16 protein-coding genes are annotated in these 22,600 nt (G+C 47.5%); 6 read left to right on the top strand and 10 right to left on the bottom strand.

From position 1 onward, the window contains the following. Window positions 1–14: 14 nt before the first annotated feature. Window positions 15–1,445, bottom strand: a complete 1,431-nt coding sequence (locus ACL9RM_RS08110) for a sensor histidine kinase (RefSeq protein ID WP_250267283.1) — start codon at window positions 1,443–1,445, stop codon at window positions 15–17. After that, window positions 1,445–2,119, bottom strand: coding sequence for a response regulator transcription factor (locus ACL9RM_RS08105; protein ID WP_061831149.1), 675 nt, complete (start codon window positions 2,117–2,119; stop codon window positions 1,445–1,447). Before ACL9RM_RS08105 ends, ACL9RM_RS08110 begins: the two co-directional genes overlap by 1 nt. Window positions 2,120–2,269: 150 nt before the next feature. On the opposite strand from ACL9RM_RS08105, the gene ACL9RM_RS08100 reads away from it, so the two are divergent. Next, complete coding sequence (locus ACL9RM_RS08100; RefSeq protein WP_250267282.1) at window positions 2,270–4,024, top strand: alpha-glycosidase; 1,755 nt, start codon at window positions 2,270–2,272, stop codon at window positions 4,022–4,024. 256 nt (window positions 4,025–4,280) lie between these two features. Here ACL9RM_RS08100 and ACL9RM_RS08095 read toward each other — a convergent pair whose 3' ends face one another. From ACL9RM_RS08095 to ACL9RM_RS08085, 3 genes are all read right to left on the bottom strand, one after another. Further along, window positions 4,281–5,432, bottom strand: a complete 1,152-nt coding sequence (locus ACL9RM_RS08095) for a response regulator (RefSeq protein ID WP_250267281.1) — start codon at window positions 5,430–5,432, stop codon at window positions 4,281–4,283. Window positions 5,433–5,589: 157 nt separating this feature from the next. After that, window positions 5,590–8,736: an ATP-binding protein gene (locus ACL9RM_RS08090; protein ID WP_250267280.1), complete on the bottom strand. Its 3,147-nt coding sequence runs from the start codon at window positions 8,734–8,736 to the stop codon at window positions 5,590–5,592. A 162-nt stretch (window positions 8,737–8,898) separates the two neighbouring features. Next, window positions 8,899–12,369, bottom strand: coding sequence for an S-layer homology domain-containing protein (locus ACL9RM_RS08085; RefSeq protein ID WP_250267279.1), 3,471 nt, complete (start codon window positions 12,367–12,369; stop codon window positions 8,899–8,901). Window positions 12,370–12,643: 274 nt separating this feature from the next. Between ACL9RM_RS08085 and ACL9RM_RS08080 the strand changes: the two genes are divergently transcribed. Both ACL9RM_RS08080 and ACL9RM_RS08075 read left to right on the top strand, forming a co-directional pair. After that, window positions 12,644–13,624 (top strand): aldo/keto reductase, encoded by a 981-nt coding sequence (locus ACL9RM_RS08080; protein ID WP_028541203.1) that lies wholly within the window; start codon window positions 12,644–12,646, stop codon window positions 13,622–13,624. 99 nt (window positions 13,625–13,723) lie between these two features. After that, window positions 13,724–14,098, top strand: a complete 375-nt coding sequence (locus tag ACL9RM_RS08075; protein ID WP_235307049.1) for a MerR family transcriptional regulator — start codon at window positions 13,724–13,726, stop codon at window positions 14,096–14,098. On the opposite strand, the gene ACL9RM_RS08070 is transcribed toward ACL9RM_RS08075, so the two are convergent. Together ACL9RM_RS08070 and ACL9RM_RS08065 are read right to left on the bottom strand one after the other, a co-directional pair. Then, on the bottom strand, window positions 14,095–14,760 hold the full coding sequence (locus ACL9RM_RS08070) for a methionine ABC transporter permease (RefSeq protein ID WP_250267278.1): 666 nt from the start codon (window positions 14,758–14,760) through the stop codon (window positions 14,095–14,097). The two genes, ACL9RM_RS08075 and ACL9RM_RS08070, sit on opposite strands and share 4 nt — an antisense overlap. Beyond that, window positions 14,757–15,779, bottom strand: coding sequence for a methionine ABC transporter ATP-binding protein (locus ACL9RM_RS08065; RefSeq protein ID WP_061831142.1), 1,023 nt, complete (start codon window positions 15,777–15,779; stop codon window positions 14,757–14,759). The genes ACL9RM_RS08070 and ACL9RM_RS08065 overlap by 4 nt, the downstream gene beginning before the upstream one ends. Window positions 15,780–16,041: 262 nt before the next feature. Here ACL9RM_RS08065 and pdaA point away from each other — a divergent pair, with 262 nt between their 5' ends. Further along, window positions 16,042–16,839 carry a delta-lactam-biosynthetic de-N-acetylase gene (gene pdaA / locus ACL9RM_RS08060; protein ID WP_250267277.1) on the top strand — a complete coding sequence of 266 codons (798 nt, stop codon included), beginning with the start codon at window positions 16,042–16,044 and terminating at the stop codon, window positions 16,837–16,839. Between the two features lie 16 nt (window positions 16,840–16,855). Continuing rightward, entirely contained in the window at window positions 16,856–17,119 is a 264-nt protein-coding gene (locus tag ACL9RM_RS08055) for an HAD family hydrolase (protein WP_250267276.1), read from the top strand. Window positions 17,120–17,190: 71 nt separating this feature from the next. Here the strand turns inward: ACL9RM_RS08055 and ACL9RM_RS08050 are convergent, their stop codons facing one another. Further along, the gene (locus tag ACL9RM_RS08050) at window positions 17,191–18,888 is read right to left on the bottom strand and encodes a glycoside hydrolase family 13 protein (RefSeq protein ID WP_250267275.1); all 1,698 of its coding nucleotides are present in this window, start codon (window positions 18,886–18,888) and stop codon (window positions 17,191–17,193) included. 272 nt (window positions 18,889–19,160) lie between these two features. On the opposite strand from ACL9RM_RS08050, the gene ACL9RM_RS08045 reads away from it, so the two are divergent. Further along, window positions 19,161–20,252 (top strand): hypothetical protein, encoded by a 1,092-nt coding sequence (locus tag ACL9RM_RS08045; protein WP_414126295.1) that lies wholly within the window; start codon window positions 19,161–19,163, stop codon window positions 20,250–20,252. Between the two features lie 304 nt (window positions 20,253–20,556). On the opposite strand, the gene ACL9RM_RS08040 is transcribed toward ACL9RM_RS08045, so the two are convergent. Together ACL9RM_RS08040 and ACL9RM_RS08035 are read right to left on the bottom strand one after the other, a co-directional pair. Continuing rightward, the gene (locus tag ACL9RM_RS08040; RefSeq protein WP_250259675.1) at window positions 20,557–21,345 is read right to left on the bottom strand and encodes an SDR family oxidoreductase; all 789 of its coding nucleotides are present in this window, start codon (window positions 21,343–21,345) and stop codon (window positions 20,557–20,559) included. 18 nt (window positions 21,346–21,363) lie between these two features. Further along, entirely contained in the window at window positions 21,364–22,521 is a 1,158-nt protein-coding gene (locus ACL9RM_RS08035; RefSeq protein ID WP_250267273.1) for an SMP-30/gluconolactonase/LRE family protein, read from the bottom strand. Between the last annotated feature and the right edge of the window lie 79 nt (window positions 22,522–22,600).

Below are 22,600 nucleotides of genomic sequence, written 5' to 3'. Positions count from 1 at the left end.
AGGGAACTATGAGTTTAAGTTTTGTTTAAAAAACGGATTCGGGTCCCGGCTGATGAACTGATAATCTCCCTCTCCAAATTCATTTCGCGAGCCAGCAGTTCTGTAATCGCCAAACCAATCCCTGCGCCTTTTTCACTGGACTGTTGCTCCATACCGGGCCCTTTATCTACGATGACCAATGTCTCTGTCCCATTATCTTTCTGTACTTGAACACCGATATATCGGCCTGCGGCAGCATGGCGAACTACATTTTGAAAAAGATTATCCAGCAGACGGCGGAAGCCTTGCTCATCGACATTCCACACCATACTATGTTCGGGCAGGTCGATATCCACTTCAAAACCCTCCTTTTCCCACACCGGATACCAGCTGGCTACACACTCCCGCACTAGCCGCAGGATATCACGCGGTGTGTTATTCATAGTGTATTTCCCACTAGCTAGCAGATTATAGGTGAGCAGATTGTCGATCAGACTCCCAAGGTCTTTTAGCTTGTTTTCCATCAGTGTAATCGACTGTTTCCCTCTGCTGCTCAGATTTTCACTATCTAGTGTATACAGATGGCTACGCACGACCGTAAGCGGCGTCCGAATATCGTGTGACAGATCCGCGACCAGTCTCTTCCGCAGGTCTTCCTCTTGACGCTCACGTCCCCGACTTTCTGCCAACTGCTCAACCATCTGATTAAATGCTTCTTCCAGCTTGCCGATTTCATCCGGGCGTCCAGTGGTAACAAGAATAGGCAAGCCATCCTCTCCTCGCTGCGACATGGCGGCCTGAAGCTGCAACAGTCTACGCCGAATGCCTCCAAAAAACAGAAGAGATACGAATATAAAAGCGCCCAAAACCAATACGATAAAAAAGAGATAGTACATGAACATGCTACTATCTGTAGGTGGCTGTTCAAAGAACGAACGGGGCACTTTTAACACCATATAGCCCTGATTTACATCATTCTTGCCCCCTCCAATAAAGGCTACTACCGTAAACGGCCCCTCATAGCTTGCTTGCTTCATAAAAGCTATAGCCTGCGCAGCGTTCCATTGTTTTGGCATGTTAGGTTGTGTCGGTAACTCCAACCTTGTTTTACCTGCGGTATCCACCCAAAATATTTGTGAGTTAGGGAACATATCTTGTTGTATTTTGCGCAGATGGGCTGAGATTTGCTCTGGTGTGGCTCCCTTCAAAGCTACAGCTTCGCGATGCCAGCTATTTTCGGTATGGGTAGTAGAGGGATAGTAAGCGTTTTTAGGCTTGAGCTCCGCCCCCCAATTCAATAACACGCTATATATCAAGGCTGTAGCAGGCAACACAATGGGCAATAGCATCATAGCAACCACAATAATGACCAGATAACGGAACAACAGTGAACTGCGAAACCGACCTCCCTGACCTGGCCTAGAGCTGGGGTGCAGCCTCCTCCAATTTTTGCGCGTCCTGCTCATTATGCTTTCACCCGATATCCTACACCACGGATCGTCTCAATGATGCGGGGTGCCGCAGGATCGATCTCCAGCTTTTCGCGGAGATGTCGGATATGGACCATTAAAGTTTTGTCTCCGTCGATATATGGATCTCCCCACACCGCTTCATACATTTGCTCTTTTGTCATAATTTGGCCCAAATGCCGCAGCAAATAAGCAAAAATGTGGTATTGCTTGCCTGTCAGTGTAATTTCCTCCCCTGTATCACGGTTCACAATACGGTTATCAGGAGAGAACACAGAGAGATGCCCCAGTTGTAAAGATTCTTCGGGCACGGTTCCCGAGCGGCGCAGCAAAATCTCTATACGTGCTATGAGCTCATCCGGGTGAAAGGGTTTGGTTACATAATCGTCGGCGAAATCCAGTCCTTGCAGCTTATCGTCAATGGATGTACGGGCAGACAACATGAGAATGGGAAGCTCCGGGTACTCTTTCTTGAGCCGCTTCCCCATGGTGAATCCATCCAGACCGGGTAACATCACATCCAAAATCACGAGTTGGCACGTACGGGCTGCTTCCACAGCCCCATCCCCGCTGCGAAGCCAGGTTACAGCGTAATTCCGCTCTTCCAAATACTGATGCGTCCAAGCACCAATATCCTGGTCATCTTCGATGTATAGCACATTTGTTTTCATAATAGACACCTACTTATCGTTTTTCTTTTATGTAATGGGCATTATAGCATTTATGGTACATAACCCACTTAAAAAGGTTAATAACTACCTTATACGACATACGCTTCACATTTTCAAATTTGATTGCTCGTAAAAAAGGAGGACTACCCGATGCTGCTGGAAGCGATATACCATCACCCGAAACGTAATTGGGCTTTTGGTTACAATGATGAAACGATATTTCTACGGCTACGTGCGAAGAAAAATGACCTAAATACCGTTCATGCTCTCACCGGAGATAAATACGATTGGGACCGCACCCGACAGCTTGTCCCGATGTCCAAATTCGCTACCGATAGCAGGTTTGATTACTATGAATGCAGCGTAAAACCTACTCACCGTCGGCTGAAATATGGATTTTTGCTAGAAGACGGTGAGGAACGTATTTGGATGAACGAGGACGACTTCACCACCCAGGAACCCCAAAATGCAGATAAACTGTTCCAATATCCGTTTTTGAACCCGATTGATATTCTGAAGCCACCTGCATGGGTGAAGGATGCTGTATTTTATCAGATTTTCCCGGAACGTTTTGCGAACGGTGACCCCTCCATCAGCCCAGAAGGTGCAGAGACATGGGGCGGAACACCACAAAGAGACAATTTTTTCGGTGGTGATCTTCAGGGGATTCTGGATCACCTGGATCACCTGAACGCGCTAGGGATTAACGCCATATATATGACTCCTGTGTTCAAGGCGACGACCAATCATAAATATGATACAGAGGATTATATGGAGGTGGACCCGCATTTTGGGGACAAAAAGACATTAAAAAAACTGGTCGATGCCTGCCACGACCGAGGAATTCGGGTGCTGCTTGATGCGGTGTTCAACCATTCAGGGCGTACGTTTAAACCGTTCGTTGACGTGCAAGAAAAAGGCGAAGCCTCGCCTTATAAGGACTGGTTCCATGTACATAGCTTTCCCCTGAAAGTGGTGGATGGCATACCGACGTACGATACATTCGGGCTGGAACCGATGATGCCCAAGCTGAATACCGAACATCCTGAGGTGAAAAGGTACCTTCTGGATGTGGCAAAGCACTGGATCGAAGAAATCGGCATCGATGGTTGGCGGTTGGATGTGGCAGACGAGGTGGATCACGCCTTTTGGCGGGAATTCCGCACTACGGTCAAGCAGGCCAATCCAGATGCGTACATTTTGGGTGAAATGTGGAATGAATCGTCTGAATGGCTTCAGGGGGATCAGTTCGATGCAACGATGAATTATCCGTTCACCTACGCGGTGAATGATTTTTTCGTCAAAAAAGTGACCGATGCTCAAAGCTTTGCCTTCGCCATCGGACGACAGCTGGCCCGCTATCCACAGCAAGCATCCGAGGTTGCCTTCAATCTGCTGGATAGCCACGACACACCGCGCCTGCTGACACTGTGCGGGGATGACAAGCGGCTGATGCGACTGGCCGCCCTGTTCCAGTTCACGTACATGGGCGCACCCTGCATCTATTACGGCGATGAGATCGGCCTGGATGGAGATGCCGATCCAGGCTGCCGCAAGTGTATGGAGTGGGACACCGACAAACAGGACCGCGAGCTGTTCGACTTTTATCGCGAGCTGATTGCGCTTCGTAAGGGGCACCCGGCCCTCCGTGATCAGGGGAGCATCACCTTTTTGGAGGCACAGCCAGAGGGCACCTCACTTGCCTACGAGCGCCGCAGCGAGGAAGAAGTACTGCTCGTGCTGCTCAACCGTTCCGATGAGGATCACGTTTTTGAACTGGATATTCCTGAGCAAGAATGGAAATTAGCCTTTGGCGAAAGCCAGTGGTCCGTTAGAGAGAAGGGGCTCCTTGCCAAGCTTCCACCCTACGGATACGCTGTACTGAAGGCAGCGCCTGCTCAGTAGAAAAGGGCATAAGCCTCTATAGGCGGATGCTGATGAAAGTACCTGCCGAATAACGGCAAAAAAGCGAAACCATCAGGAACAAGATAGTTAACTTGTTCCCGGTGGTCTTTTTACGTTGAATATGAGCTTCTATTGTCGATTATTTGTTTTTAACATCTGTTCTTACTACCCCAACATCCGAAGCATTGATCGAAATGGGGTTACCGCCTTGTCCTGTCTGAGCTGAAGAAGGTGCTACCTGAGCCAGTACAGCAGTTTACGCAGGTAGCGTCTGTGTTTTCAATTGCATGTACAACTGGTGCGTCACCTGCTGCGGCTCAATACCCAACTCATCTTCCAGTATTCTGATGAAGCTTTCATAATGCTTTTGCGCAGCGGTATAATCGCCCAGTTGGGCGTAGGCTGTCAGCAGCAGACTGCAGATATCGTCTGAGTACGGCTCCCGTTGCTGTAGGCTGAGTAAGCGCTGAACAGACTGCCGGGTACGACCTGAGCGAAGCTCTTCTCTCGCCAGCTCAGAAGCACATGCCAGATACATATTGCGCAGCTTCTCCCTTTTTGCATATGCCCACGGGTAATCGTGCTCCTCCAGATAGTTGCCACGGTATAGTGCCAACAGGCTCTCAATACGCGGCTTACCGCCGCTACCGGATGCAGCCCATTCGGATATTCCCCGCTCGAATAGCTCCACATCTGTAATCCAGCCATTGCGGTTCAAGCGGTAGCGATCCAGATTATATTCCAGCTTCGTATCTTGCATCCGTTCTTTCAACGCCTTGCGGATTTGGTAAATGGACGTGTGCAGGTGAACAACAGCCTTGTCCAAATGATATTCAGGCCACAGCGCATCCAGCAGTTGTTCTTTGCTCACCCATTCCCCTTCATGGTGTAATAAGAAGGAAAATAGCTCCTGCGACTTTAATGTGCGCCATTTGAATGGTTTCGCACCTACAGCTTCCTGTCCATCCTCCAAAATTTCAAGTTTTTGAAAACAACGTACCTTGGGGGATTGCTCTGCTGAAGCTCCCAAACTAGAAGAACGGGGATCAGCCAGCGTGGCTGCAATCCGATCTAACGTTTTGGATAGCCGCCGGGCATGAACGGGCTTTAACAAGTAATCCAGTGCTTGCAGCTCGAACGCTTCAATAGCATAATCCGAGTACGCGGTCACAAAGACGATATGAATATGGGAATCCAGCTGTTGAATCCACTCGGCGGCCTCTAGACCATTCATCTCTGGCATTCCGATATCTATAAAAACAATATCCGCACGTTCTGCTGCCAGATGATCCAGCCCCGCTTGTGCAGACGTATATTTGCCCATTACCGTTAACCGTCCGTCCGCCTCCAGCAACCGTTCCAAGTAGGTTAATGCCGACCTCTCATCATCAATCAAAATCGCCTTCATTTGTGTCCGTACTCCCTTCCTGCTGCAACCATTTATCATGATGTTCTATTTACATGCTATCTGCTTTATCCATACGATTTTTAATTTCTTATATTTTATATATCGTATCATTGCGGGCGTGACTTTAGCTTTTCCGACAAATGCACTGTACTTTTTTTTATTCATCGGTATTCCGGGGCGAGGTCGTTTCCGGCACACGGAAGCTTACCGTCGTCCCTTGCATAGGATTACTTTCAATTCGCAATCCTTCTCCATACATATGGATAAGACGGCGATGGATATTACGCAGTCCCACGCTGGAAGATACATGATCCTCCGACAGCAGCTGTTCCAGTCGCTCGGACGGAATCCCTACGCCGTCATCGGTCACGCTGACCACAAAATCGGTTCCATCCTCCTGCACAACCACTCGCACGGTTCCACCTGTTGCCCGTTGCATCACACCATGCCGTATCGCATTTTCCACGATGGGCTGAATGCTTAATGGCGGGATGAGCGACCGGATGTTCCTTCCTACCTCTACGGTCACCTGCAAACGTTCTTCAAATCGTGCTTTTTCCAGTGCCACATACGATTCTACCAATTCCAACTCCTTGGATAATGGCACCGTATTCTCCCTGTTCTGAAAATCAAAACTGCCCCGCAAATACTGACTCAGCTCCATGAGCAGCTCCGCTGCTTTGTCCGGGTCTACGGCTACGGTCGAAACAATGACATTCAAGGCATTGTACAGAAAATGCGGCTTGATTTGTGCCTGTAAAAAGGCCATTTCCGAACGCACCGCTTCCTCCGCCGAATGACGCATGTTCAACAGCGTACGCACACGCGCCTTTAATTCCTCAGCATCAACAGGCTTACGCAGAAAATCATTAGCTCCCGCCATAAAACCTGCGCGGATATCCCCGGGCAGGTCGCGTGCCGTCAGCAGCAACACCGGTAGCTCGGACAGGGAATACCGTTCCCGTATCCGTCGGCACAGCTCAATACCGGACATTTCCGGCATCATCCAATCCGTAATGACTAGGTCAAATCGGGAACGGCCATTCAGCATGTGAAGTGCCTCCTCGGCATGATCCACCGCCACCACGCTACAACCTGTGGTATATAATAGCTCCTCCAGCACCCGAAGATTAACCGCATCATCATCTACAGCCAGCACTTTGTAAGGAACAGTCTGAACTTGCTCCAGTGCATCTTCTTCCTGCGGAATCACATTCCGACCCGACGTCACACCAGGCTGCAATATCACCGCAGACGAAACATCTTTTTGAGCTTCATGTGCCAACGTTCCAGTCTGCGCTAAGGGCAGTGTAAAATAAAAGGTCGAACCCTTGCCCAATCTAGATTCTACCCGGATATGACCACCATGCAGCTCCACCAGACGACGGACTATGCCTAATCCAAGCCCTGTTCCACTGTATCCTTCATCCTCAGCATTCGCCCCTCGGTTAAAGGGTTCAAATATATGCGAAAGATGCTCCTGGGCAATACCGGACCCGGTATCCTTCACACTGATTTCCATTTCACGGTTCCCCGCTTTGGCAGAGATAACGATTTCGCCTTCCTCCGTAAATTTCACCGCATTCCCCAACAAATTGTACAAAATCTGAATCAGCCGATCCTCATCCGCATCTACCTTGGGCAACGAATTGGGCAATTCTTTGACAAATTGAATCTTTTTCTTACCCACTGTATGACCCAATACCTCCAACACGGACTTCACAGCTGCCTGTACATTGACAGGCCGACGATTTAAGGCTAATCTGCCATTTTTCAAATTAGAAAAATCCAGAATATCGTTAATTAAATACGAAAGTCTGCGTCCTATATTCGCAATCAAGACCAAGTTGTGCTTTTGCGGCTCATTGAATTGTGTCCCGTAGCGGTCTAGCATGGATTGAGCGATATTAATGACTCCATGCAGAGGAGTGCGCAGTTCATGTGACGTATTGGCCAGAAATTCATCTTTTAACCCATCCAGTGTTAGCAACCGTCGTGACAGGTTCTCAACCTCCATAAACGAATGTACAAAACGTTTGGCCAGCAGGAGCGTTTGAGCCAATACGAATATGAGCATTTCATAGGCTGTCACCCCACGCACATCTCCCCAGCCCAGAATATACACAAAATTAGTCACTACAATCATAAGAATGCTCATAATACTAATGACTAGCAGTGCAGCGTCATCCGTCCGTTGAAGAAGCCCACGAATCAAGATCAGTAATACATATCCCACACTGACTACACCAAAAAGAAGAATAAATGCTTCAAAGGATGAGAGTACCAATGTAGGCAGAAATAGCCCCATACCCAGCATCAGTGCGGTTGTAATATTATAGAGGCGCAGCACGAGCCGATTCATAACAATCTGCGTCGAAAGATGAACATAGTGGATCAGAAAATAGTAGAACAGGGTTGACGAGAACGACTGTATTTTCAGTATCCATTCATAAGGTAAGTCCGGTATTCCCCAAGCCAGCAGCTTTTCTCCATGTGTCAGAATATAAAATAAAGCCGCGATACAAAAGCATCCTAAGTAAAGCAATGCCTTCTCCTTTTTACGTAAAAGGTATAGCATGATAAAAAATACGGTAGGAATAAAAAATCCTGCTATCAGTATGGTGTCCTCTGCCATTGCAACTTCCCGGCTATGCGTAATACTCTCGTAATCCCCAAATAACAGTGGATAAATGATTCCACCGGAGGAGTAGCTATAATTAGCCACATGCACGGTAATATCAGCCGAATGTCCATCTATCGCTGCAAATCCAACATAGGGAACATTGCCCTGCTTGCCCTTGTCGGCAGAAACAGAGGGAATACCACTTGCTCCCACGTTTTCTCCGTCAATCCATACTTGACTGGCGCTGCGAATGTTTTGCATATAGATGCCGTACAGATTTTCCGCTTTTTCAGGCAACAGCACACGGATATGATAGGTTCCATATCCGGTCGCCTGTCCCTTAGGCATCCACTGATTCCATTTACCAGGCACATCCACAATCTTGGCAGAAGAACTCGTTTCCAGCCTCAACTCTGAAGAACTCTGATGATTTTCCCAATCCTTATCTTGTTGCATTTCATGAAAGGATGAAGGTTGCACAAGCTGATTGGGGTAAAATTTCCACTCCCCTCCCAGCTGTATAGGGCCTTCCTTTTCAGGGTCCCAATTACGCAAATCAATAACACCGTTGTGTGCTTTCCAATGACTGTTTCCAGATAAAACACCTGACACTAACGGATACACCGGCAACGCAACCGCAAGCAGAAGTATAATAAAAAATAAAACCCCCTGTTTTTTCATAAATCCCCCGCTCTTTTCAATATCGTCTATCTTTTAGTATCGGTTATTCTAACCAGCTGTATTAGAAGCGCTGCCCATGCAAAAAGGGACGCCCGCCGCAGACAAAAATCTGTGCGGAATCGTCCCCTTTTATACACCCTTGTACTCCCTGCATTTCCCTTGTTAAGGAATCATGCCTTCATCATTGCCACCGCCAGGAATCGAGCCTGAATCGTCTCCGCTGCTATCGCTTGGTGGTATTACTCCTCCACTGCTGTCGCCGCTTCCTGTTCCGCTGTTGTCGCTTGGCGGCGTTGCTCCTCCGCTGCTATCGCTGCTTCCTGTTCCGCTGTTGTCGCTTGGTGGTGTTGCTCCACCGCTGCTGTCGCCGCTTCCTATTCCGCTGCTATCGCTCGGTGGTGTTGCTCCACCGCTGCTGTCGCCGCTTCCTGTTCCGCTGCTATCGCTTGGCGGCGTTGCTCCTCCGCTGCTGTCGCCGCTTCCTGTTCCGCTGCTATCGCTTGGTGGTGTTGCTCCACCGCTGCTGTCACTGCTTCCTGTTCCGCTGCTTTGTTGCTGGCTGGCTATAAAATCTTTATACTCCTGAATCGCATCTTCCAGATTCATATAATTTTTCTTGATTTCCGGCATAGGATAATACTGGTCCAGACGATTGTATGCATCCACTACTCTGTGAAAGTAGACCGTCGTAGGATCTGTACCATTTACTGTAAGCAGATTGTTCGCAATGTTCTTGAGCTCATTGATATCAAGATCAGTTACGATCCATTTGGATTGGTAGTTCGAAAGTGCTGTAATCAAATCTGTGTTAGCCTGATCTACCTGAAGCTGTGTAATATCCGGAGTATTAAGCACAAGGCTTGCCTGATTAATTTGCCCTTGAAGTTCTTCGTTATCTTGTTGGGTATAATGACGGCCGAACGTCTGAACTTCATTATTAGCTATACTTATGTTGAAATTTAAGAACATGGTATCCACTGCTATTGGTGCAGCATACTGGCTCTGTACCTGTTGCAACTCCTCGTATACAGGAACCACGTCTTGCAATTCAAAGCTAGGCAAACCTAAGAAGATGGAGGCATGCTCTGAAGCAGAAGACAAGGCTTGCTGGGCTTCAGCGCTTAATGAGCCTGAATTTTGCACCAAAATTCCATTGATCGATGCCTGCATTTCAATGATTTCGTGTCTTAATTGTAGTCTTTTCTCGTTATATTTTTCAATATAGTTCCCTTTAGCCTGACTTAATTGATTATAAGAGATCACCAATTGCTCCTCAGGAGTAAACGGCATCATGAGTGCAAAGTTGGCTTGTTCTGCTAGTTGCTCTAAAGGGAGCATTTCCGTATTCAAATAATTACGAGCGATAGGGTCAGACAGCAGTTTTAGATGAACGTCATGAACCAGCTGTTGCAGTTTTTCCCGAGTTGTAGCAGGCACTGGTGCAGTGAATTCCGCAAGCCTTTGACTCAGCTCCATGTTCAAGTTCAATACATCCAGTTGCGTCATAGCGGTGTGCATCTTCTCTGTATATTCCTGAATGAGGTTGCCCAGTTCGGCATTTTGAGAGCCACTCTGATCGTAGATAACCTGCGCTTCTTGTAAAGTATTTTTAAGCACTGAGAAGTCCGCTGCTTGCAGTGCCAAGAATGATTCTGTGGTACCTTCTATTTTTTGTGTCCATTCGTCCAACTGCTCCGTTGTAGATAATGGATTCAGATATACGTTTGATCCTTCCCTCACTACGGACTTGTAACGCGCTTTGTCTGTTTTCAAATTCTCCACATGATCCGTTACATCGAGAAAATGCAGATAGGCATCTCTGAGTCTTACCGATGCTTCGTATACTTTAATTACTCGACGCAGGCTTACTACTTCCCGATCCACAATATTTTGAGGCGCATTCCCTTCCAACACATTATTGCCAAATTGAATAGCTTGACTTAGTGATTCATCCCAAAGAGGCGGGAATTCGTCGCTAACCATTCGATTTTGCTCAAGGGTAGTCGAAGCTACCTGAATCAGTCTAACTAATTCCTGTGTTCCAATCGCCGGTTCTGTGGCTGAATCTGTGTACACAGAAACATCCTGTTTCAATGTGCTGAGCGCTTGATCTACCTCTGCCTGTGTAGCTGTAGTATTGTTGAGTACCAGCGTAGCCTGATGGATTGCTGCCGACAGGCTTTCCTTCGCCGTAGCCGGGTAGAGTGCCTGATCCGGTCCACCCTCACCTGCACGATCCAGCAGATCTTTGGCTGCATGGACTTCTGCCTCCAGCTGACTGCGGTCTACGTTGACAATATCACTGTTGTGTTTTTTCTTATCTTTGCTCTCTGTTTCCGTGACAACTGATCCAGCAGAGGACGAGTTCGTCGTGCCATTCACGAGACTAACAGCTTCTTTCATCGCATCATAGTTAATGATAACATCCTGCGGCTGTTTTTGTTCCGGCAGGTTAAGCTGGTTGATTGTAGCTCCCTTAGCCAGCGTAATAAAAGGAACGCCCACATATTGTGATGCATCCAGCAAACCAATACTGCCGCTAACCAACAGCTTGCCCAGTCCCTGTTGCAACGAAACGCGGCTAATCGCGGCATTTCCCTCGGTCACGATCGATGCATCATTTTTCAGCGTCAGGTTGTCGATCTTCGTCGTCCCGGTTGCTGTCAGCTTTGCATCCTTAGAGCCCAGCTCCACACCAGACCATGCCGTATTTTCCAAAATGGCCGATACAGGCTGGGTCCCTGAGCCTTTGATTTCCAATACCCCTGTAGAGGACATGTTCTTCAAGGTTACCGAGCCATTAACGATCAGGCGCCCCTCAAAAGACACGCCCTTGCCGTCAAAAACGCCACCGTCTGCGTTAATTTCCAGCTTATTCACACCTGTCAGTGTACGCAAATTACGGTTAAGGTCGAATTTTGCCCCTTTTAGTACAGCTTTGTTATTTTCACCAAACAAACCTTGCAAAGATCCTTCCAACTGATACGGGATATTTCCGATTCGAACAGTATTGCCCTCTGATTTCACTTCTCCTACCGGATGATCCAGCAGGCTGACGAATACTTCCGCACCACTCTCCCGGTTCAATGGATTTTTCAAATCCGTTGTAGAAGCATCCTCTGATAACAGACCATAAGAGCGGGCAACTTGAACTGCATTTTGCTGTGCATTCGCTGTGCCGGCATCCTGTAAGTCCATTGCACGTACGAGCGATACGATCAGTTCTTCCTTGGTAATGGCATCCCCCGGACGGAACAGTTCCCCGTTACCTGTCATATACCCGGCTGCACGTACAGCCTCAATATAGGGAGCGCCCCATGCATCTGACGATACATCCATAAAAGAAGTCTGCGACTGGTTGTTAACTTCCAACTGGAACAGACTGCACAAAATTTTAGCCGCTTCTGCACGGGTCAAATTTTTTTGAGCCATAAAATCGCCCTGATTACCGCCTGTCATCAAACCCAAGGTGCGAGCTTGTGTTACAAATCCAGTTTCGCTTTGCGTATCTGCTGTCGCTGCATAAGCAGTCTGGACGCCGCCCACCCAAGGCAGAGATACGATTGAACCTGAAGCAATACCCAATACCATCGCAGATGCAATCCATTTATTTCGATTTACAAGTTTCAACATTTCCACTCCTAGACACTATTTATTGGCATATATCCTGTTTTATCAAAGGCTTTAGTCATGTTTAGTTCTACGATTTATGCAACCAAGGAACTATGCTAAGAGAAGTATACGAAACCCCACTGAACCGATTCTGAACAATTAGTCCTACACGAATCATTCCGGAGCAAAATTGCTTGACTTGGAGTGAACTCCAAATGTAATAATATCCGGTGTAAGTAGCTGGAGTAGACTACATTTGAAGAAAACAATATCTAGGAAAGCGAGGTATAATCAAATGGACTATGTGAAACTTGGAAATACCGGCTTGGATGTATCCCGGCTTTGTCTTGGGTGTATGGGCTTTGGGGTTGCAGAACGGTGGATTCACCCATGGATACTAGATGAAGAGCGCAGTCGTCCCATTATAAAAAATGCCCTGGAGCTAGGTATTAATTTTTTTGATACCGCGAATGTATATTCAGATGGAACTAGCGAAGAAATTGTTGGACGGGCTTTAAAGGATTATGCGAATCGAGATGAAATTGTCCTCGCGACCAAGGTTCATTTCCGTATGCATCAAGGCCCGAATGGTGCGGGACTTTCCCGAAAGGCTATCATGAGTGAAATAGATAAGAGCCTTAAGCGACTGGGGACAGATTATGTGGATCTGTACCAAATCCATCGCTGGGATTACAATACCCCTATTGAAGAGACGATGGAAGCATTACATGATGTTGTGAAGGCCGGGAAGGCAAGATATATTGGTGCTTCTGCTATGTACGCATGGCAGTTTCTAAAGGCGTTACATGTCGCTGAAAAGAATGGATGGACCCGATTTGTTTCAATGCAGAATCATTTAAATCTCTTATATCGTGAAGAGGAGAGAGAGATGCTGCCGCTTTGTAAGGAAGAAAAAATCGGTGTGATTCCATACAGCCCGCTTGCAGGTGGAAGATTGACGCGTGATGTGCAGGAAACAACACATCGTTCCGAAACCGATCAGGTTGCGAAATCTAAATACGATGCGACTGCCGATACCGATCGATTGATCGTGGAGCAGGTTGCGGCCATCGCAGAAAAACGTGGAGTTCCTCGCGTTCAAATCGCACTTGCCTGGTTGCTACAGAAAGAACCGGTAACAGCTCCCATTATCGGTGCTACGAAAACGTCTCATCTCGAAGATGCAGTAGCTGCTCTTTCGATTACGTTAACACCTGAAGAAATTGCATTGCTGGAAGAGCCGTATGTTCCTCATCCGGTTGTTGGCGCTCAGTAAATATGGATGAAATGACAGTTTCGAAATAAGAAACGACAAGAACGCCCTATCCATTTACATAGGGCGTTTCTTGATCAGAAATCAGGAGGTGAAGTCTGCATGTTGATCGCAGAAGTAAGCAAAAAATTTGAACTATCTCAGGATACACTCCGCTATTATGAACGCATCGGACTTATTCCGCGTGTGAACCGTAATAAAAGTGGCATCAGGGATTACACGGAAGAAGATTGCAGATGGGTTGAATATATTAAATGTATGCGAGGCGTAGGACTTCCCATTGAAATTTTGATTGAGTATGTTAGGTTGTTCCAGCAAGGTGATGAAACGATGAATGCTAGAAAAGAGCTCCTAATAGAGCAGCGCAAGCAGCTCATTGCAAAAATGGAAGATATGGAAAATGTGTTGGAACGCATGGATTATAAAATTACAAGCTATGAACAGACAATAGGTGAAAAAGAAAAACATCTAATTTAACCCCTGCGTGCTTTGCGGGAGAGCAGATTCCCCAAGGACTGAACACCTTGTACAAACAAGACTAGAATGATGACGGTAATCAGCATAACCAGCGTATCAAAACGTTGATAGCCATATGCGATCGCCAGATCGCCAATTCCGCCTCCGCCGACCGCACCAGCCATAGCAGTAGCACCAATCAGACCAATGGCTGCTGTCGTTAACGACAAAATCAGAGAACTGAATGCCTCAGGAAGCAAAAAGTATCGAATGACCTGATACGGGGTCGCCCCCATCGCATCTGCTGCCTCCAATATCCCCGGATTTACCTCCAACAGCGAGTTTTCGACCAGCCTTCCGATATATGGCGCAATATATATAATCAAGGGGACAATTGCCGCGCTGGTCCCAATGGATGTATTCACAATCAGACGGGTTAACGGAATGATCGCAATCAGCAAGATAATAAACGGTAAGGAACGAACAATGTTAATGATCGGATTCAAAATATTGTGCAGCCATTTGTTCTCCAGAATCCCGCCCGGACGGGTGATGACGAGTAAAATACCGATAGGGATACCGATCAGGGCGCCAATGAATAATGATATGCTGACCATGAGCACGGATTCATACAAAGCTTCCCACAGTTGATCCCAGGTGATCGTAGTTCCTGTAATCATCATAGACTCTCTACCTCCTGAATATGGACTCCTTTGCTCTTGAGAAAATCAACAGCCTGCTGAACGGCATGCTGTCCACCGCGCAGTTGAATCGTCATATAGCCAATCGTCGTTTCTTGAATCTCCGTCATGTTGGCAAACAAAATGTTCACGTGGATATCATGCTGCCGAATCAATTCATGAACCACCGGATCAGAAGCAACCTGCCCTATAAATTCCAGCTTGTATATTCGCTGTGATTCTTGCTGTTCAAACGTTTGCAGCACACTCTCGGGTACCGTATCGTGAATGACCGTGCGTACAAAGCTCTGCGTCGTTGGGTGCTGCGGCTGCCCGAATACCTCCAGGACATTGCCCTGCTCGATGATTTCCCCCTTTTCCATTACGGCTACCTTGTTGCAAATCCGCTGAATCACCGACATCTCATGGGTGATGATCAAAATGGTGATCTTGTATTCCTTATTGATTTTGCGAAGCAAGTCGAGAATTGACTGTGTGGTCTGCGGATCAAGTGCTGAGGTTGCCTCATCACAGAGCAAAATGGACGGGTTGCTCGCAAGCGCCCGTGCAATCCCCACACGCTGCTTTTGTCCGCCGGAAAGCTCGCTGGGGTAGCTATTCGCCTTGTCCGACAATCCTATGAACGCCAAAAGCTCTTTTACACGCCTCTCTATTTCCCGTTTGTTGCGCTTAAGCAGCACCAACGGAATTGCAATGTTGTCGAACACTGTCTTTGATTCCAGCAGATTAAAATGCTGAAAAATCATTCCGATCTTCTTCCTTACCTTCCGCAGCCCAGAGGTTGAATAGGTATTTAACTGTTCCCCCTCAACAAGAACCTCTCCGCTGGTTACTTTCTCCAGACGATTAACCAAACGGATCAGCGTACTTTTCCCTGCGCCACTGAATCCGATAAATCCGAAAATATCTCCTTTATCCACTTTGATATTTATATTTTTTAACGCTTCAATACTTAGACCTTTTCTCACATAGGTTTTGGATACATTCCTAAGTTCAATCATGAGTCCTAACTCCTTCCGTTCTCACAAGTATGTAAGATGTTCTAAGCTGATTGCTTTTCTTTGGCATAAACGATCGAACTAAATCCGAGTATTCTAGTAAGTTTTATAAAGTATACTACTTCGATTTAATATTCATGTCAATATGTGTTTTGAGTCTGGTTAGTTCACGTCCTTGCATAAATCAGCATGATATTGCAAATGGTATGAAATATGCCGAAGCATACACACCTTGCCCGAACGGGACGGAAGCGGAGGAAGATAGATGAAGCGAATATTTACCTTGTGGCTATGCGTTGCAGTTATAGGGATGTTGACAGTTACGGCAGAACCCGCATGGGCTACTCAGACTGTTGACGGACAGCCTTATCATTTTGGGTTCAAAAAAAGTAAGGGAGGGGAGCTGCCTTCCATCGCACAAGAAGGCTTTATGCAACTAATCGAAAGGCAAGGTGGCATCTTTCTGGGGGATACCACTAAAAAAGAATTATTTCTCACTTTCGACAACGGCTATGAGAATGGGTATACTCCCAAAGTGCTGGATGTATTGAAGGCCAAAAAGGTTCCCGCCGCCTTCTTTGTGACGGGGCATTTTGTAAAAGACCAGCCTGATTTGATGCGACGCATGGCCAGTGAGGGCCATATTATCGGAAACCATTCATGGAGCCATCCTGATATGAGCACCATTTCTTCGACAGAGATCCGGTCTGAGCTAGATCGGGTACGAAATGCATCGGCAGAGCTAACCGGGCAAAAAGAAATGAAATACGTCCGGCCGCCTCGCGGCATTTTTAGTGAAAAAGCATTGGCTTCCTGTCGAGAAGCCGGATATACAAGCGTATTCTGGTCTGTGGCTTACAAGGATTGGGACACAAATATACAGCAAGGAACGGACTATGCCTATCGTCAAGTCATTGGTCAGCTCCACCCTGGTGCGGTCATTCTGCTCCATTCCGTATCCAAGGACAATGCCGAGGCACTTGGTTCTATCATCGACGAGGCTCGCAAGCAAGGGTATGAGTTTAAAAGTCTAGACAACCTTAAGGTGAAACATTATCACTAAATAGTAATCGAATTTAATGAGTCGATACGTTATCAGCCCGCAAAATATCCATAAATGGAACGCGCTTCAGAAGCTTGGTGTGCAGCCCCGTAAATTTATCGCCTTCGGCAATGATGCGAACGATATTCCGATGTTCAGGGAGGCACACCATGCCGTCATGATTCATCACCATCTTGAACTGGCTGCCTTCGCGACTGAATCGATCCCTAATGAGGGGGAAAATCAAGAAGACCGGATTATCGCCAAAATACGTGAGTTGGCTGAAACAGTTACCATTTAGCCAAACGCCAAGAAAGGGAAGGTCTCTCTATGAACCTTCCCTTCCTTTTACCATTCTAAAGATAGCAACGCCTATTGCATGGTTAGCTTATACACTCGGGCTTCATAAGGGCGCAGCTTCAAGGCATGCAGTTGTTCCCCTTGAACCGGCTTGTAGTTGGACAGCAGCAGCTCCGCCTTAGCGACAGGAAAGTCCTCCTCGGGCCAGTGGTACACCGGATCACGGTCAAAGAAATTCAAAATGACGAGCAAACGCTCTTCTCCCAGCATACGAGTGAATACATACAGCTCCGTATCCAGCGGCAACAGCAGCTTGTATTCGCCATAGACTATGACCTCATGTTGTTTACGCAGAGCAATCAACTTGCGATAATAGTGGAAAATCGAGTCTGGATTACTTCTTTCTTCCTCTGCATTAATGTGTGTGTAGTTATCGTTAATCTTCATCCACGGCTCTCCATCGGTAAATCCGGCTGAGGGTCCAGCATTCCATTGCATGGGAGTACGCGCATTATCCCGACTTTTCCGCCAGATCTCTGCCATAATCTGTTCCTCAGACTCACCGATCTTCCGTTGTTGCTCATAATAATTCAACGTTTCCACATCCCGATAATCATCAATGGACGGGAATGCAATATTCGTCATCCCAATTTCCTCACCCTGATAAATATAAGGCGTACCCTCTAGCATATGCGTGAAGGTTGCCAGCATTTTGGCCGACTCCACACGATATTGTCCATCATTCGCAAATCGCGAGAGAGCCCGCGGCTGATCATGATTGTTCAGATAATTGGCATTCCATCCTTCCTCATGAAGCACTGTCTGCCAGCTGCTCATTATTTTTTTCAGCTCCACCAGTGTCCACGGCTTGGATTTCCATTTTTCCGTCCCCAGCCCTTGGGCATCAATAAACATGTGTTCAAACTGGAAAACCATATTCAGCTCATGCCGCTGGTCCCCCACATAATCAAGCGCCTGTTCCGGTCCTAAACCAGACGTTTCGCCAACTGTCATTAAGGGATAACGCTCCAGTAATTTTTCATTCAGCATCCGTAGAAGCACATGTACCTGTTCCAGATTGGAAAAAAGCTGATAGGCACGTACCAGGGTTCGTTTGTCAGGATTATCGGCATCCGGCAGCCCTTCGGCTTTGACAATATGGGCAATGGCGTCAAAACGGAAGCCATCAACTCCCTTTTTCAGCCACCATTCCACCATGCGGTAGAGCTCGCCCACCATCTCTTCATTTTCCCAGTTCAGATCTGGCTGATGCTCGGAATATAGATGCATGTAATATTCGTCTGTAAGCTTGTCATATTTCCACACTGAACCGGAGAAATACGATTCCCAGTTGTTCGGATATCCGCCATTTTTGCCTGTTCGCCATATGTAGTAGTCCCGCTTCGGATTATCCTTGGACGAGCGTGACTCCGTAAACCACGGATGCTCATCCGATGTATGGTTTAATACCAAATCCATCATGATTTTGATGCCTCGTTCATGCGCCTGGTGAAGCAGTTCGTCAAAATCCTCCATCGTTCCAAACTCATCCATAATGGCATAATAATCGCTAATATCATATCCGTTATCGTGATTAGGCGATTTATATACCGGACAAATCCAGATTACATCAATACCCAGCTCACACAAATAATCCAGCCTGGACAAAATACCTCGTAAGTCCCCTTTACCGTCTCCGTCAGAATCCTGAAAACTGATCGGGTAAATCTGATATACAACGGCTTCCTTCCACCATATTTTTCTAGGCATGTTTCCCTCCTGTAGCTTCTCTGTACATCCTATAGCTTATGCTCTTAACATACACGCAATACCTGTCTGCGAATCGTTGATGTAGAGGAACAAGAGTCTTGTAAGCTTGCTTCGACGCATTAGCAGAGCCGCTATAACCTACGGAGATTTATTTTAAAAAAATATTTTGCAAAACAGGTTGTAAAAGTGGACCTGGCGTTACCTATATTTATGAACGGCCCATATACATGTACTCAAAGCGGTGCCACTTTTGAATAAAAGGAGGAATTGACATGAACCATCGACCCAAGGAGCCAAAGGATCTGATTGTGGAAACTGCTGTGATCCCGCCCAACTTCCATGTGGACGTGGAGTCAGCCACTGAGGGGGGAACACGCCGCCTGATGCTTAGCGATAACCCGGAGACGCTTACCAACGTGACGATACCTACCGAGCAAGCCACCCTGTGGCATGACGTGGTTCGCACGACAACCCGAACAGTCAAACATCGCATTTTCGGCTGGCATTATAACAAAATCGGCAACGCTGTTAAACTGGGCATCACCGTAGAGAACAGAAGCGCCGCTAAACTAGAAGTACGACATATTGAACGTGCCCTTAAGATTGTGCCTGAGGATGGCAACTGGATTATAGATGTCGGGCAGTCTATTGCCAAAAGCTGTTTGGCGGGTACGATGGAACGTCTGAAGCCAGCAGACCGTCATAAATTCAGCAAAGGCACCGTCCTGCTGGAGGAATTTGAGCTGCCCGAAGGATCGCTGGCCGGATTCATCTATGACCTCACAGTAGAATTTGCTGAAGGCCACGGTACGCTGGATTATGTGATTCGCACCGTGATCAGCAAGGATACGGCGACCGATCTGCGCCAGATTCATACGGATGCGCTTCCTCCCGTACCTCCACCACAGGCGCATCCACGAGGGGTGTGGTCCTTTTCCGAAACGAATGCGCGGATGCCAGAGTACGTGGTGGGGCAGAGCGCCAACTATCGGGCGTGTGCCACCAAAAAGCTGAACGGCGAGACTCCTGCCGATCTGCTGTTTACCGGGGCACGCAGCGAGCTGGGGCCTGCGCTAGATAATCGCGGACAATTCGGAACCATATACAACGCGACCATTCCCATCGTTAATGACAGTGACGAGGTACGTATCGTACGAATCTACGCCAATCCACGTGGGGGCGCGTTCGCCGGATCTGTACGTGTGGACGATCGTGTATATGGTATTCCTCTGCTACGAGATAATACCAAGGTATGCCGATTGGCTGATATCAGCGTCCCTCCCGGCAGATCCAGCTATGATCTGAGCTTCATGGTCGCCGGCAGTGCAACTACGCCGCTAGGTCTGTACGTCATTACAGTATAGCTGTGCTCACGATAACTGGATGAGCGAACGTGGGGCCAAAATTTTCACAGGATATGGTCTGCTCTATAGTAAATGAGCTGTCCCAAAGCTGGTTTTAAACTTTATTGGACAGTCACGCTTCGTCATTAGTATAAAAAAGCGCGAGTGCAAGGGTTATTCCCCCTATAGCTCGCGCTTTTTGGTTCATGCTCACCCATTTGAGCGGATTTGGTCAAACGAAGGCACGTAGTCCTCATCACCGCCATACCAGGCATCGGCGATGACCATACCCGGTTACCCGGTTTGTGTCAGAATAAATATCGCTCTATTTGAACCGCTGGACCTGCCTCGAAGGCATAATGGTCAACTCTGGAATATTGACATGCTCCGGCTGCTCTAGTGCATAAAGGGCAGCTTCTGCAACATCATCGGGATGCAGCGGCAAAACGCTCGAAGCAAACGCACGAATTTCCTGCTCGGGATATCCGGCCACCTGCGAAAATTCCGTCGCCACCGCCCCGGGGTGAATCGCAGTTACACGAATTCCTTGCGTACTGGTCTCCAAACGCAATGCAGAGGCTATAGCGCTAACACCGTACTTGGTAGCGCTGTATAGTCCTCCTCCGGCAACCACTTCCTTCGCTGCAATAGAGGAAACAATGACAACATCCCCCTTGGCCTGTTCCCTCATTGGCTGAAGTCCGTACTTCAGTGTCAGGACAAGACCGTGCACATTCGTCTTGTAAAGCTCCTCCCACCTTTCTAGTTCCACTTCTGCCAGTGGGCTTCGATACCCGAAGCCAGCATTGGCAACGATAATGTCAAGCCGTCCCCAGCGTTCAAGAATGGCGCGGACCGCCTGCTGTACGTCTTCAGCTTTTTGGATATCGGCAGGTATTGCCATGACCTCGTACAATTCCTCTTGGTGCAAGTCGCGAACCAATTCATCCAATCGTTCCTGACGGCGTGCCAATACAGCTACATACGCGCCTCGCTTTGCCAGTTTTTTTGCAATCGATGCCCCAATGCCGCTGCTTGCGCCTGTTACCAAAGCTACTTTCCCGGCCAGGCTTTCCTTCGCTTTCCAGGATAATCTCAACTCATCCAATATCATGTTATACCCTCCCCAAGCTTATTTGGTTAAAAGCACGCGATGAACACCCTGGCTGCCTCCAGGAGCTGTACCTATATATAAATATCCGTCATGGTTCACAGCCGTGGTTACCCCATAAAGCGAGCCTTCAGGATCATGCCAGCTTCCGATAAGTTTACCCTGCGGATTAAGCTCCACAGCAAGCCCATGCTTCACAGGTGCGCTTGCACCGCTGAGCAGCGATTGAGGCAATTTGGCCATCATTCCAGCCAGCCACGGGCTTCCATGCATCTGATCTACAAAGGGAATACGTGTTGTGAAGAGACCGACCCAGAAATGGCCTTGATCATCACGCGTAATGTTATCCGGAAAACCGGCAAGATTATCCACAAAAATATCCGAAGTCCCCTTCTTCGGCCCTTTGAGCCAGTATCGGGTCAATTGGTAGTGATACGACTCTGCCACAAGCACAAAATCTTCGTCCGCAGACAAGGCAACCCCGTTCGCAAAATAAAGGCCTTCCAACAGAACTGTCGTCTGCTTGGTCACCGGATCATATTTCAGCAAACGTCCATGTGGCTTGTTCTCGGCGATTTCTTTGAAGACTACACTGCCATAATTGGAGGTGTCAGAAAAATAAATGGTACCATCTTTAGCAATATCCAGCTCGTTGGCCAAATAGATCGGTGTGCCGTCGACTTGATTGGCCAACACCGTCACGTTTCCGGAAGGATCTACCGACAGCAACCCCTTCTTAACATCCGTAACGATCAAATTTCCACTTGCATCAAACATAAGTCCATTGGGCGTTCCTTGGGTATCTGCATATAGCTGGGCCTTTTGCGGATTGCCCTTAGTATCAAAGGCAACCTTATAAATTTTCCCGTCGGAGTCTCCCGTATATAAATTTCCTACCTTGTCAAAGGTGATAAATTCCGGAAACTTAGGGGCATCTGTAACAAGCTCTGCGGAGCTGAGTTTGTTGTTTTGTTGCCATGGACCCGCTTGTTCAAATGAGGGGGCCGAAGGTGCAAACCATTTTGCAGGCTGGACAGGGGAAGGGATGAGCATAAAAATAACCACTCCCAGAAGGACTACCGCCAGCAGCGATACTCCGGTTCTGCGTACCCATTTACGCGGTTTCTTATTCTTTCTTCCTTGAGAATCTTTGACAGATAAATCAGCTTTACTGGGCATTAGATTGCCTCCTATGTGATGTGAATAATATTTCAGCATTTGCATAATTCGATTCCCCACGCTCGAAAGTACAATATAT

The organism is Paenibacillus sp. S29, from assembly GCF_049319765.1.
Taxonomy (GTDB): Bacteria; Bacillota; Bacilli; order Paenibacillales; family Paenibacillaceae; genus Paenibacillus; species Paenibacillus polymyxa_B.
The sequence above is the reverse complement of the archived record's forward strand: the minus strand, read 5'-3'. Positions and strand labels throughout refer to the sequence as shown.

What these genes read in the sequence shown, in the direction of transcription:
- ACL9RM_RS08110 (WP_250267283.1), bottom strand. Translation starts at nt 1,445, where the DNA reads ATGAGCAGGACGCGCAAAAATTGGAGGAGGCTGCACCCCAGCTCTAGG.
- ACL9RM_RS08105 (WP_061831149.1), bottom strand. Translation starts at nt 2,119, where the DNA reads ATGAAAACAAATGTGCTATACATCGAAGATGACCAGGATATTGGTGCT.
- ACL9RM_RS08100 (WP_250267282.1), top strand. Translation starts at nt 2,270, where the DNA reads ATGCTGCTGGAAGCGATATACCATCACCCGAAACGTAATTGGGCTTTT.
- ACL9RM_RS08095 (WP_250267281.1), bottom strand. Translation starts at nt 5,432, where the DNA reads ATGAAGGCGATTTTGATTGATGATGAGAGGTCGGCATTAACCTACTTG.
- ACL9RM_RS08090 (WP_250267280.1), bottom strand. Translation starts at nt 8,736, where the DNA reads ATGAAAAAACAGGGGGTTTTATTTTTTATTATACTTCTGCTTGCGGTT.
- ACL9RM_RS08085 (WP_250267279.1), bottom strand. Translation starts at nt 12,369, where the DNA reads ATGTTGAAACTTGTAAATCGAAATAAATGGATTGCATCTGCGATGGTA.
- ACL9RM_RS08080 (WP_028541203.1), top strand. Translation starts at nt 12,644, where the DNA reads ATGGACTATGTGAAACTTGGAAATACCGGCTTGGATGTATCCCGGCTT.
- ACL9RM_RS08075 (WP_235307049.1), top strand. Translation starts at nt 13,724, where the DNA reads ATGTTGATCGCAGAAGTAAGCAAAAAATTTGAACTATCTCAGGATACA.
- ACL9RM_RS08070 (WP_250267278.1), bottom strand. Translation starts at nt 14,760, where the DNA reads ATGATGATTACAGGAACTACGATCACCTGGGATCAACTGTGGGAAGCT.
- ACL9RM_RS08065 (WP_061831142.1), bottom strand. Translation starts at nt 15,779, where the DNA reads ATGATTGAACTTAGGAATGTATCCAAAACCTATGTGAGAAAAGGTCTA.
- pdaA (WP_250267277.1), top strand. Translation starts at nt 16,042, where the DNA reads ATGAAGCGAATATTTACCTTGTGGCTATGCGTTGCAGTTATAGGGATG.
- ACL9RM_RS08055 (WP_250267276.1), top strand. Translation starts at nt 16,856, where the DNA reads ATGAGTCGATACGTTATCAGCCCGCAAAATATCCATAAATGGAACGCG.
- ACL9RM_RS08050 (WP_250267275.1), bottom strand. Translation starts at nt 18,888, where the DNA reads ATGCCTAGAAAAATATGGTGGAAGGAAGCCGTTGTATATCAGATTTAC.
- ACL9RM_RS08045 (WP_414126295.1), top strand. Translation starts at nt 19,161, where the DNA reads ATGAACCATCGACCCAAGGAGCCAAAGGATCTGATTGTGGAAACTGCT.
- ACL9RM_RS08040 (WP_250259675.1), bottom strand. Translation starts at nt 21,345, where the DNA reads ATGATATTGGATGAGTTGAGATTATCCTGGAAAGCGAAGGAAAGCCTG.
- ACL9RM_RS08035 (WP_250267273.1), bottom strand. Translation starts at nt 22,521, where the DNA reads ATGCCCAGTAAAGCTGATTTATCTGTCAAAGATTCTCAAGGAAGAAAG.